This window comes from Chitinophagaceae bacterium C216 (assembly GCA_028485475.2).
Taxonomy (GTDB): Bacteria; Bacteroidota; Bacteroidia; order Chitinophagales; family Chitinophagaceae; genus Niabella; species Niabella composti.
Window position 1 is genome coordinate 2,482,445 of sequence record CP144143.1, and the last position, 12,777, is coordinate 2,495,221.

Annotated in this window: 12 protein-coding genes; 1 reads left to right on the plus strand and 11 read right to left on the minus strand. The window is 41.3% G+C overall.

Annotated features, from left to right (window positions below; all coding sequences use genetic code 11):
* Nucleotides 1-18 precede the first annotated feature (18 nt).
* From PIECOFPK_RS10535 to PIECOFPK_RS10565, 7 genes are all read right to left on the minus strand, one after another.
* Entirely contained in the window at nucleotides 19-510 is a 492-nt protein-coding gene (locus PIECOFPK_RS10535) for a DinB family protein (protein WP_330975255.1), read from the minus strand.
* A 77-nt stretch (nucleotides 511-587) separates the two neighbouring features.
* The gene (locus tag PIECOFPK_RS10540; protein WP_409965834.1) at nucleotides 588-1,823 is read right to left on the minus strand and encodes a hypothetical protein; all 1,236 of its coding nucleotides are present in this window, start codon (nucleotides 1,821-1,823) and stop codon (nucleotides 588-590) included.
* Nucleotides 1,807-2,409, minus strand: coding sequence for a histidine phosphatase family protein (locus PIECOFPK_RS10545; RefSeq protein ID WP_330975253.1), 603 nt, complete (start codon nucleotides 2,407-2,409; stop codon nucleotides 1,807-1,809). The genes PIECOFPK_RS10540 and PIECOFPK_RS10545 overlap by 17 nt, the downstream gene beginning before the upstream one ends.
* A 48-nt stretch (nucleotides 2,410-2,457) precedes the next feature.
* On the minus strand, nucleotides 2,458-3,897 hold the full coding sequence (locus PIECOFPK_RS10550) for an FGGY-family carbohydrate kinase (protein WP_330975252.1): 1,440 nt from the start codon (nucleotides 3,895-3,897) through the stop codon (nucleotides 2,458-2,460).
* Entirely contained in the window at nucleotides 3,897-5,336 is a 1,440-nt protein-coding gene (locus PIECOFPK_RS10555) for an FGGY-family carbohydrate kinase (RefSeq protein WP_330975251.1), read from the minus strand. Before PIECOFPK_RS10555 ends, PIECOFPK_RS10550 begins: the two co-directional genes overlap by 1 nt.
* A gap of 26 nt (nucleotides 5,337-5,362) precedes the next feature.
* Nucleotides 5,363-6,325 carry a 2-hydroxyacid dehydrogenase gene (locus tag PIECOFPK_RS10560; protein WP_330975250.1) on the minus strand — a complete coding sequence of 321 codons (963 nt, stop codon included), beginning with the start codon at nucleotides 6,323-6,325 and terminating at the stop codon, nucleotides 5,363-5,365.
* 37 nt (nucleotides 6,326-6,362) lie between these two features.
* Nucleotides 6,363-7,607: an MFS transporter gene (locus PIECOFPK_RS10565; protein ID WP_330975249.1), complete on the minus strand. Its 1,245-nt coding sequence runs from the start codon at nucleotides 7,605-7,607 to the stop codon at nucleotides 6,363-6,365.
* Nucleotides 7,608-7,713: 106 nt separating this feature from the next.
* On the opposite strand from PIECOFPK_RS10565, the gene PIECOFPK_RS10570 reads away from it, so the two are divergent.
* Entirely contained in the window at nucleotides 7,714-8,487 is a 774-nt protein-coding gene (locus PIECOFPK_RS10570; RefSeq protein WP_330975248.1) for a DeoR/GlpR family DNA-binding transcription regulator, read from the plus strand.
* Between the two features lie 20 nt (nucleotides 8,488-8,507).
* On the opposite strand, the gene PIECOFPK_RS10575 is transcribed toward PIECOFPK_RS10570, so the two are convergent.
* From PIECOFPK_RS10575 to PIECOFPK_RS10590, 4 genes are all read right to left on the minus strand, one after another.
* Entirely contained in the window at nucleotides 8,508-9,347 is an 840-nt protein-coding gene (locus PIECOFPK_RS10575; RefSeq protein ID WP_409965835.1) for an endonuclease/exonuclease/phosphatase family protein, read from the minus strand.
* 13 nt (nucleotides 9,348-9,360) lie between these two features.
* Nucleotides 9,361-10,443, minus strand: coding sequence for an SGNH/GDSL hydrolase family protein (locus PIECOFPK_RS10580; protein ID WP_409965836.1), 1,083 nt, complete (start codon nucleotides 10,441-10,443; stop codon nucleotides 9,361-9,363).
* Between the two features lie 202 nt (nucleotides 10,444-10,645).
* Nucleotides 10,646-11,800, minus strand: a complete 1,155-nt coding sequence (locus PIECOFPK_RS10585) for an alpha-hydroxy acid oxidase (protein WP_330975245.1) — start codon at nucleotides 11,798-11,800, stop codon at nucleotides 10,646-10,648.
* Between the two features lie 116 nt (nucleotides 11,801-11,916).
* The gene (locus tag PIECOFPK_RS10590; RefSeq protein ID WP_330975244.1) at nucleotides 11,917-12,738 is read right to left on the minus strand and encodes a sugar phosphate isomerase/epimerase family protein; all 822 of its coding nucleotides are present in this window, start codon (nucleotides 12,736-12,738) and stop codon (nucleotides 11,917-11,919) included.
* Nucleotides 12,739-12,777: the final 39 nt, after the last annotated feature.

Consider the following 12,777-nt stretch of genomic DNA (forward strand, 5'->3'; position numbering starts at 1 on the left):
CAAGGAGTGGTTTTGGGCTTAAAATCTTTCCCAGAAGAAAGGAGGCTCTATGCCTAATGCCCGTAGATAAACATATCCTTGGCCACGATGATGAATCTCATTGTCTATGGCATATTGTATTATGCCTATCACCGACATGTTGTAGGCACCAAACAGGCTGATCTCCTCTCTGAAACGCTCCGGCTGAATCTGCGACCATGAGGTATTAATAATATCAGTAGTCTGATCCCAGGACTCGAGTATATCTGCCTTCTCCTGAACCTCAGGCATACACTCTTCTAAAGGGCGAATATTCCCTGTTACAATCTGCTGCATACTTCCTGCAGCAACGGCAATTATTTCTCTGCAGAGTTCAGCAAATGGGCGCATCCCTCCAATGGAAAAGTTAAACAAATCCTTTTCCGGAAAAATTTCTATAACCCTTCTGGTTAGTTTACGATGCCCTTGCCAGGCTACTAGTAATTCATCTTTGGTAAGAATAGGACGTTCAATAGAAATTGTTGTGCTCATAGTGTTATTTTTTTTCACAACAAATTTCAATAGGCCGGGTGACAACCCTTTGTCAGCAAGAAAATCGGCAATATTTTTTATTTCACCTTTTCAAATGGAATATCCGGATTGCCGGTCCACCGATACAATTGAAGGTTACAATACTGTTTTTTTTCTTTAGTAGTACCGTTTTCAGAAATATAGAAATAACCGTTTCCTAATGAATGTATCCCGGTAGCACCCCACTTAAAGTGCCACCCGTATGTATTGGTTTTAACATCATAAGATCCGGCTTTTGCCAATTGCAATACTTTCCCCTTTTCACCATTATCAAATCTCTTTAAAGTTTCCAGTACTGGTGCTTTCCCTCCATCTATTGCAAATAAGCCATAGTTGGGGAAAAGAGTTTTTTTCCCGTTATATACTGCGGCGAGCCAAAATCCCGTGTAAGGATCATATTCCAAATTCTGGATACCATAGGTAGTATTGCCTGTATACACGAAATACTTATTCAACGGCTTATCAGGGCCTATTGCTTCAAAATGATTTTGAGATAAGCGACGTTCATACTTTTTCAGCTCTCGTGGATCGTATTGTAAAATCACTTGATAATCGTTGTCGGACCGCGACGTGTCGCTGTATATACCATAAGCAACATTCAAATAAGTTTTGCCATTTTTCTTACCAAACTGCGGACCAAAAGAGATGCCATCAATGCCACTACAACCATAACGATGTTGCACTTCTTTACCCTTATGCTTTACAGTTGCAGTATAATCATCCAACACCTCTTTCAAATATACAGTTGTTAGCACCGGATCTTTTTCGGCATGCATGCCGGGTCTTGTAATCTTTTCAGGGTCAAAAATGGCTATGTAGAAAGAACTTCCTTGCTGCTTCGATAGCAAAGAATCATTTCCCAAACCCTTCAAGATTCCCTTCCCAATGTTATCGCTCTTATATTCTAAAGAAGCGTATAGGCGTCCATCTTCAGGATTCACATCCAAGCATCCCAGATGCCCCAAAAAGCCTTCCACACTTCCTATTATTTCACCTTTAAGATTAGTTTTTACAAGACTTGTTGTAAAAGAAAAATAAGCATAACCCCGTTTTACATCCACCACTACTCCCTGCACGTGAAATTTACCGCCTTCTATATAAATATTGCGAGGTAGACTATTTATAGAAACAACGGCATCTTGTGCGGATGAGGAGTTACGAGACGCGTTACATCCCACCAAAATCAACACACTCAAAAGCAAAACGAGATAACCTTTTCTATTCATGGTTTCCACATTTAGATAATAACGCCAGCGCTTATAAGGATTGTGCATTCAATTTTTTCAGGACAAATCTGCCATCATCGTGCAGCTCAAAATAAGTAATGGAAGAATTTTCTATATCAAAAGAGCGATAATTAGAGAGTGGCATACCTAATTTTTCTGCCATGTATAGGCGATTTACACCATTATGAGCCACAACCAGTATCAATTGCCCGTGATGTTTTTGAAGCATTTCATTAAAGAAGTCATTCACACGCTTCACTACATCACCACCCGACTCTCCTGTACCACCCGCCTTTGCAGAACGAGGATCGGCCATCCATTCTTTCCAATAAGAAGGGTTTTCTGCATTAAATTCCTCTTTTGTTTTTCCTTCCCATAACCCGAAATCAATTTCTATAAGGCGTTCATCTGTAGTTACAGGGCGATTGCCCGATGCTATTTCTGCAGTTATTCTTGCACGTTGTAAGGGAGAAGAATATACTGCATCTATATTAACACCTTTTAAGGAGGCAGCTACTTTTGCAGCTTGCGCCAAGCCCTTTTCAGTAAGCCCCAAATCGGTTCTTCCGCAATATTTGTTACCCGCCGCATTGTAGGGCGTTTCTCCATGTCTTAACAATATTACTCTTAACATCTATCTTATGTTGAATGATATACTAAAGTAAGTTTTTAATTAATTATTCTATTTCAGAAATCCTTTATCCTTCATCGTATTCAGGAAACGTCCGTACAAATCATTATACTGCTGGTGCATATCAGAACGGGGGGAAATCCATTTTTCTGCCTGTGTAAGAGCTGCAGTCGCTTCGGTGATATCCTTAAAATAAGTGGTGGAAGCTGCCACGATGGCTGCACCCACAGCTCCTGATACATATTTCATTTTACATATTGGCTTTTGCATGATGTCGCTACGTATTTGCAGCCAGATATCACTATTACTGGCACCTCCTGCAGTATAAATTTCAGAAACTTCTTCCCCTGAAAGATTACTAATTAATTCATACGCGTAACGCTCGGCATAGGCTACTCCTTCCATATTGGCCGTGTACAACACTTCCTTCGAAACATTTTCAGGAGCAAAGCCTGATACTTCAGGAGCTAGGAAGGGGAAGCGCTCTCCTTTCTGCAAAAGCGGATAGGCAATTTGTCCGGTAGGTGTGAGTGTAACAGCTGCATTATTGTAATGCTCCAGCTCATCTTTAAATCCGGCAGAAACCCAGTCCGCACCGATATTTCCAGCCCCACCCGGCATCCAAAAACCAGCAGGGTGCCTATGATTATAAATCCGATTCTCCGGGTCTTTAATTTCTTTCACCGAAACCCCCTTAATCACCAAGGTGGTGCCGATTGTGGTATTCCACTGGCCAGGCCTCATGGCGCCTGATGCCACTTGTGAAGCGCATCCATCGGTTAAACCAGTAGTAACTGCTACATTAGAAGGAAGTCCCAGCTGTTGTGACAAGTCTTTATTAAGAGTTCCGATGACTCTTCCCGACGGTAGCACCTCTTGCAACCAATCTTTTCTTATCCCTAACACATCACTAATGTAATCAGGCCAATAAAGGGCGGCAAGATCAAAACCAGATTTCAATACATTAGTATAATCCGTCACATGCCATACACCGCTTAACTTCCCTGTTATAAACTCGGCTGCATGAATCCATTTGAAAATACGATCGGCCTTCTCAGGAAAAGTGTTGATAAACCACACCATTTTAGCCAAACCGGTAGACCAACTAAAGCCGGTAAATCCATGTGGGTGACGTTGCTTTGCCACAGCCGTACAATGCTTAGCATGCTCTGCCGAGCGCTGATCACTATACATAATGGCATTATGCAAGGGCTGATATTCTTTATCAATAGGAATAACAGTACCTGATGTAGAATCCACAGCCACCGCACGAACAGCTGCTTTTTGAAAAGCCGATAACTGTGCTACAGCCTTCTCTAAACATTGTACACATACCTCCCACCATTCGTTGGGGTTCTGCTCCATTCGCATTTCGGGAGATAAAGTAAATCCCTGTTCTGAACTGGCCGCAATATTACCCTTATTATCTAATATCACTACTCTGAGCCCCTGTGTTCCCAGATCAATCCCTATAAAATATGCTTCATCCATCAGAAAATCTTTTTTAAGAGCGCTCTATTATCCTTCCACTGTTCATATAGCTGCTGATGTTGCTTATCGTCCATAGGCTCAACTTTTTCATAATCCTGCACAGCATAACTATCTATCTTCAATGCATTGTTGCAAATCATCATACCACCCACAACCGAAGCATGACGATAATTATCACGTATTCTGATTTCCTTTCCTGTCAGATTAGCAATAAACTGCCTCAGGATTTTACTTTCTAAGCCTCCTCCACAAGTCCAGATATAAGACTTGTCGTAATGTGTTACAGATACGAGCGTTTTATAATTTTCATAAATACTGCATGCCATATCCCAAAGAGTAGCCCACATGAAGCTTCCTCTCGAAAGCTCATTGTTTACGGGAGTATTGAAAATAAATCCACCTCTGATAAGTGGCTTGGATTCGTCTGCTATTAAAGAACCCAAAGAAGCCACACACTGATAATCGCTTACAGATTGTATTTCGCGCTCAATCACTTCGTATCCTTCATTGGGATAGAAAATCTTTTTCAGGCGTTGATAGTTTAATCCGGTAACACCAGCATTGGCTTCTACCATAAAACTATTCTCATCTATATGTCTTCCTGTCCAAATACGCTGGCGTTCGTCCAAATCATAAGTTGCTGACAACTTGATAATAGGTGTAGTGGTTCCAGAAACGATTACAATATCCCCCTCATTGGCACAGGTGCTCAATACTGCCAGTTGCGTATCAGCTCCACCTACAATTACCTGAGCTTCAGGATTAATGGATAAGCCTTCCGCTACCTGGGGCTTAATCTTCCCTAATACGGTTCCCGAATCGGACAAAGGAGGCAATAGCGACGAAGGGAGGTTGAATTTTTCACATAAAGCATCCGACCAAGATTTACGCGCTACATCATACAGCAACGTTTCTGATGCCTGAGAGTGCTCGTAATGTTCTACTCCCGAGAACATGTATTCAATCCAATCACTAATGCTCAAGAATGTATCCGCCTGTTCCCATAAATCCTTCCTACCTTCTCTTAATCCCACCAGTTTAAATGCCGAAAAGAGTGAAGTAGGGAATCGTCCTGTAAGACGGTACACTTCATCTTTATTTTGCAAGGTATGCTCCCATGCTCTTCCTCTGTGATCGATATTCGGCATTCCGATTACGGGTATACCGGCTTTATCCAATACTACAATACCTTCACGCTGGCTGGTAGCTGTAATTCCCAGCACTTTCACCAGGCCAGCCTGCTTTAATGCGATAGCTGTAAGTTCCAAAATCAGATCCCATAAAGCCGCCGGATCAAAATAAATAGAATCGTCATATTGATGATCTCTGATATACGGAACATCTTCACGTGCTGCACCTAGTATACTCCCATCTGTAGCAATTACAGCTGCGCGCAAATTGCCTGTTCCGAAATCTATAATAATATGAGCATTCTTCATTGTTCTTTACTTTTTAAATATTTCCGTTATTGATGAACGGCTTGCTGTTTGGCCCATTGTAATAATTTCTCATTCATGATACGTACATGATGATCTTCCACTTCATGTGTAGCACCTGCGGTATGAGGTGTTGCCAGTACATTAGGATGATCAATGAGGCGGTAATCGGTATCATCCGGAGGTTCATGATCGAATACATCCAGTATGGCGCCACGAATTTTATTACCCTCTATTGCTTCGAGTAGATCATCACGCTTTACAACCGCAGCTCTAGCAGTGTTGACAAAAATGGCGTCTTTCTTCATCAGCCCGATAAGACGTTTATCTATCATACCTATGGTATCTTTATTCACCGGAAGATGAATCGAAACGATATCAGAAGTTGCAAACACTTCTTCCAAACTCACCTGCTTGTAGTCTTCAAATGGAGTTGTAATAAATGGGTCATAAAATTGGATCTTGCAAGGGAAAGACTTCACCATACCGGCAATACGTTGCCCTACTGCACCAAATCCAACCATACCGATGGTCATACCGGCGATTTCATTGCCCTTAAACTGTAGATAAGAGTCGTGTGCTCCGGCCTGCCAGTTGCGCCCCTTCAACCACTCGATCGAAGGAATCGTTTTACGCAAGAAAGTGATCACATTAGCTATAAACATTTCCGCTACTGCCTGTGCATTCCGCGCAGGAGTGTTAAATACTTCAATACCTAGTTCTTTAGCAACCTGTACGGCTACATTAGATGGTGTACCTCTACAAACACCAATAAATTTCAAACGAGCATGCTTACGAATCACATCTTCCGTTACTTCGTCGTGCTCCGTAATTAGCGCATCCGCTTGTGTTTCTGTCAATAGGTTATCTAATTCTGATGCATTAAAGGCGCGCCCGTTTTCTTTCCATACCTTATAAACAACTTTTCCAAAACAGGCTTCCAACTCTTTACGTCCCGCTTCATTGTAAGGCGCAGTAATTAAAATAGTCATATATCTCTTTGATTTTTATAATTAAACAGCTATAATTCTATGCATTATTATCTTGTGCTTTGGGCAATGTGATGAACTGTGTAAGAACCGCACTAACGAAATACAGAATGGCTAAGATCCATATAACACCTGCATTTCCTAGAGGACCAATAAACAGTCGCACAATTAGTGGGCCTGCCACTACCGATAAGCCGGCTCCTAGGTTTAAAAATGCCATAGCAGCCCCTTTCCCTTTAGTAACCAAGGATGGTACTAATGCCGATAAAGGCACATAACCCGCCAATAGTGCACCCCAGAGCACACCACTCAACATCACCATATAAAAGCTGCCATTAAAAATCTGAGGTGAATAATAAAATAATAGTGTGGATAAAGCACAACCCACGCCACCAAATACCGAAACGGTTCTACGCCATCCTAAGCGGTCACCCACAAAACCGAAAATGAGATTGAATATTATATTGGCTGTAAAGATGGTACCCCATATCTTCAGCCAGTCTTCTGTAGAAAAATTATACTTTTCAAAATAAAGCGGCATAAATACCGGAAAGGCAAACTGAGCAGTAGTATTAATAGTTCGAACAATCCCCCCCAGTAATACCTTTGGCTCTTTTACTGCAATGGCAAAACTCTCTTTTACTTCCTGCAGTTTGTTACGTGAGCCTGTTTTTTCTACTTTATCGCGATTAAGCAGTAGAGCAAATACTACCCCCAATGCCACCCAGAACAATGAAGTCCATAATGTATTGAGATGTCCCAGCCGCGATATTGCCCAGCTGGAATAATAAGCGCCAAATACATTTAAACCACCTGTAAACACAAACCAGAACCAACCTACAGCTGTTCCCAGTCTGCTCTGTGGAGTACGATAGGTGATCCACACCAAAAATGTGTAAGCAAATAAAGGATAACCAAAACCACGAATGGCATAAGTCAGCATCATAGTGGGAAAATCTAGGTTTTGGAGTCCTACACCCACAAATCCCACAGTACCAGCTACAAACAGCAAAAAGCCCACCCACATCATTTTTCGCACACCCCATCCTTCGGCCAATATGCCTGACAGGAATGAGGAAACAGCCACAGTAAAACCGTAAACACTAAAAAGTGTTGCGGCTTGCTCAATATTGAGACCGCGGTTATTAATCAAATAAGGGCTTAGCCAGCCTTGCTCTACCCCATCTCCCATCATGAAGATGAGAATTCCTAGATACCCCCAAGCGAGGTGTTTGGGAAGACCTATTTTAGCAAACAATCCGTTTTGAGTTAAGTCGTTATTCATATATGCAAGAAATTTTAACAAAATAAAATAAATTTAAACATTTTTAAAAATAAAAATTAAATTTAAAAATAGCAATTTTATCCCCTGATTTTAAACCCTATTCACCATGGCAACAAGAACCATTACTGAGCGACATGAGCACATCTTAAACGAGATCAATAAAAAAGGTAAGGTAAACATCGACGACTTAGCCCGAGAAATGAAGGTTTCGGGCGTAACAATCCGTAAGGATTTGAAAATCCTGGAGGAAAAAAACTTACTATTTAGAACAAAAGGTGGCGCCTCTCTCAATAATCCCTACGCCGTGGATCGTCCCATAAATGAAAAAGAATTTATTAATATTGAAGAAAAGAAAAAGATTGCGAAAGCAGCTTTAAGCTTAATTAAAAACGCCGACTCTATCATGATTGGCTCGGGTACCACTGCTTTTGCCTTGGCATCCGCGCTTCATCCCCAGCACAAAGTCACAGTAATTACGCCTGCACTGAAAGTGGGACTAGAGCTCAGTAATCGTACCAATGTAGAAGTACTTCAATTAGGAGGTTTAATCAGACCAAATTCTTCTTCTGTTGCCGGAGGGTATGCGCTTCAGATTCTGGAAGATATTTCTTGCGAACTGCTCTTTCTTGGTGTGGACGGAATCGACATGGATCATGGCGCCACAATTTCTAACCTTACCGAAGCCACATTAAACAGGAAGATGATTGACGCAGCCCAAACACTTATTCTTCTAGCCGACAGTACGAAGTTTAATAGACGTGGAGTGGCAAAAATCTGCGGTATCGAACAAATCTCTTATATCGTAACAGATGATAAAATTACTCCTGAACTGGTAAATCAGTTTGAAGAAAGAGGTATTAAAGTAATTATTGGTTCATAGGCCTTTGCCGAACCCAACAATCATCTAGTAATAATTATATCAGCAAGCAGCGGCAAATGATCGAGGTCGTTGAGTCCGGTTGTGGGTGCCGACACATTCATGATCTTAATATTGCTGCTCGTAATAATATTATCGATATGCCTATCGGGCGCATCCTGCATACGATCCAGTATTACTGTTCTACTTGTTGCAAACCACCCCAGTTGTCCGCCGTTAGCTATATTAAACCCGGCTTCCTTGAAGGATAGTACGGCATCGTCTTTAGCATTGAAATCTCCGGCACAAATAAAGTATTCATACTTTTTCAATTCATTCTTAATGGCTTCTAATGCCTTCTTATGACCGACAGCCTGCCAAGGAATATGAGTGGAAATAACTTGTACAGTGATATCACCTAATTTCAAGTCGCCTATTAATGCATAATAATCCTCATACCAATACTGTGTACGAATATTCTGCAAGTGATAGTTTGTAGCTATGCCATTAAAAATCCAAGTGTGTGCTTTACCAAAATAGAGATTATTGTAGTAGGGCTTTAATAGCTCATCTGCCGCATTATAAGTGCTATCCTGATCGAAGTATTGATTCCATTCTTGCACAAAGAAGATATCCATACTCTGTTCTCCAATCCACTTTTTCCAATTCAGCAGCTCTTTCTGTATATATCTATCCGTAGTAGAATTTTTATTGGGGTAAAACCTTTTACCTTTAGGCTCATACCCCCCTTTCATTCCCTGATTAAAGTGTCCTACATTATAAGTACCAACTCGTAGTTTAACGGGCGTACGATCTCTTTCTTGAGCAACAGAATGTGATAAGAACGACAAAGCTATGATACAGCATAAAAACACTTTCTTCATAAGAGCAATTCGATTAGTGTAGTAGAGGTTTGAGAATACGTGTGAGTTCGGGCTGAATTACTTGTAGCATACGATCAAAACCAATATCATTGGGATGTACACCATCTGTGGTGCCCTCATGATCTTTTCCTAAAAGATTATCGCCTTTGATCAAATAAAGATTTTTAAACCCCTCCTTTATCAACTGCTGATATTCTTGATAAGCATTCTCGTTTTGCTGACGCACTCTTTCTCTGACTACTTGATTAAAATTACCCGATTCCCTAATCACACTTTGTATTATGATAATGGGAGCATTAGGATGCTTTGCTCTGATAGCCTTCACCAGATACCCTGTGCGTTGGGCAATCTGCTCCGGACTTGGATTAGCAAAGCAATCTAGTACAAAGGCGTCTGCATCAATGGTAGCCAGCATATCTGCTACTTCTTTTTCCATTTTCCCATTTCCGCTTAATCCTAGGTTAATAAAATTGACTCCCATCTCTCTTGATAATCTTGCTGGATAAGCCATTCCGGGTCTGCTAGCCGAAGCACCCTGCGTTATACTAGAACCATAAATCACAACTTTCTTTTTGAAAGGATTAATACCTCGCACCACTTGATAACCACTATCCACTCCGATCTGTAAACTTTTCACCTCATCATATAAAGGTAGATATAGCAAACACTCTTTTTCGGAATTATCCATGTTTTCTACCATTATATATTCGCTGCAAACATTGCTAGGGCGACCTACGCCGGCAAATACCCACTTCCCTTCACGTTTAATGTACAAATCCAAGCCTTTATTGACAATGGGTGTCATATTGTTGCTCTGCCTTCTGTTTGTCACACACCACTTCGCGGCAATACGAGGACTTCGGGTCTTAAAAGAAATAACAAGCCCTGCGGAGTTAGTAAGCAATTGCTTGACCGCCGCAGGGAAGTCCGGATATGATGTAGTATCAATTCTGTGATAACTTTTCAGAGGAAAGGCTTGACCTATCAATTCTAAAGAAGCTGCATCGGTAAATACAAGCGAAGGGACTTTTGGAGACTGGGCCTGAAGAAAACTATACAGGCCCATACTAATCAGTAGCAGTACTATTCTTTGCATATGGCTCAATAAATTAATCACTCTAAATTAGCCATAAACGTCTATTAGTGCATCCCGATCTACAAATTTTACAGTGAAAAACTTAAACAACCACTCCATCACGTGAGTATCGGCCATCCTAATAGTGAAATAGCCTCACTTAAAGCTTCCATCTATCACCATTTATTACGGAAGGGTATAAATATGCCGATGAGCAAATCACTTATTTAATCAAACACGACGGAAGCTCTTCCGGCCTTTCGCAGCAAACCTGCTCCATTACCTGTTTTAATTGAGCCTTCAGCATTGCAATCGTGTGATCGCCCCCTTTATTTCCCAGGGCCCCTACACCATACATAAATGGGCGACCCATAAAAGCAAAATCAGCGCCACAGGCCAGCGCCCTTGCAATATCTGGACCAGAGCGCAGACCACTATCGATCATAATCTTATACTTACTCTTGTAATGTGTTACCAGCCTTTTTAAAGATTGAATCGTGGATTCGCCAGCATCAATTTGTCGCCCTCCGTGATTGGAAATAATAATCCCATCCACACCAATCTGCGCACAAAGCTCCGCATCTTCTTCACTCACCACTCCTTTTACTACCAACTTACCGGGCCAAAGATCTCTAATAGCACGTACTTTATCTGCATCCACCTTACCGCTAAATGTATCGTTCATAAACTTCCCCAGCTGCTTTATATCCATTCCCTTGCGCATATAAGGCTTTAAAGTAGCAAAAGAAGGCATTCCAGCTCGCAAAGTTTCTAGCGCCCAAATGGGTCGTGTAGCAGCTTGGATAAAATTACGCAACGTGTGTTTCGGCGGCATAGACAAACCTGCCCTTATCTCTCTGTATCGAAGCCCGAAGGAAGGCACATCCACCAGCACCACCAACACCTGACACTCTACATCCTGCAGACGTCTTAGAATATCATCGCGCAAACTGTTTTCCTTGGGATGATACAATTGAAACCAAAATTTACTTTCTGTCAAAACCGCAATCTGTTCAATACTGCTGGTAGAAACCGTACTCAGAATAAAAGGAATATTGTGTTTCAAAGCCGCTTTAGCTAAAATATCCGGAGCATTCGGCCACATTAATCCCTGCAGGCCTACCGGCGCAATACCAAAAGGTGCACTATAGGTAGTTCCAAATAAATCCACGCTCATGTCTACTTCCTTCCGCTTCTTTAAATAACGTGGCATTAAAAGAATATGCTTAAAATCCTCTTCGTTACGCCATACGTTCAGTTCATCATTACATCCGCCTTCGAGATAATCGAAAGCAAACTTGGGCATACGCTTTTTAGCTTTTTTCTTCAAATCCTGAACAGAAGGGTACTTGGGATAATACTGCAGGGTATTACTCATATAGCAAAATTAACTTTAATATATTTTCACAAGATTAATGTATATGGACCGATTCCTTATCCTGCCCCATCCGGCAGCAAATAATGCCAATGAATGTGCTTAAGTAAGGGGGAATGCTATTCCGGCTGAAAAATCTTTTTCAGGTAGGCCACATTAGCACCGTAGTTATAACGAACATTGGACGGCTGAGTTGCATCACGACTGCGTTCGACCACTAACCATCCCTTCCATTTCATTCGATCAAGGGTTTTCTTTATTCGATAAAGATCAATCTCCGGATCGTATTGTAACCACACACTATCCTTGTTCGTTGCATGAATCATTGCAATATTCTTCTTCCCTAATGTCCTTAATTCCTTATCCAAATCCCTTCCCTCTTTAATGGCATTGGAAAAGTTAAAGCATATTTTTATGGCAGGATTATGAATTTCGCGCAATAGTTTTTTCTCCTCTTTAGCAGATAGTGAAGTTTCAATAGCTACTACCACACCTGCTTTTGCAGCCATAGCACCTACCCATCGTAGGCGTGATACTACAGCATTTCTTACCGATGGATTTTTCTTCATATCGCATTGCACGCCCATCGGCAAAAAAGCCAGCTTCACATTCATCAATTTCATGGTTCGAATACAATCCTCTATAGATTTTTCAAAAGCTTCACGCCCGCAGAAAGATTGTGCATAATAGCCGGTCATAGCCAAGCAAAAGATCTCTACGTTATTATCTTTTGCGGCTTGCAAAAATCGTTCTCTTACCGAATCGATGAGCAGTTTATTATCAAATGTAGGACGGTTGCCTAAGCCTCCCATGTCCACTTCCAATCCGTCAGCATTGAGCTCCTTTGCCAAAGGAATAGCACTGAGCTTTTGACGCTTTAATAGCATCAAGTCAATAACCCCAATTTTATATCTATCCTGCTGTGCCTTTATATATGGCATAACAGATAGCATCATCAGAAGAACCAGCAATAACTTCTT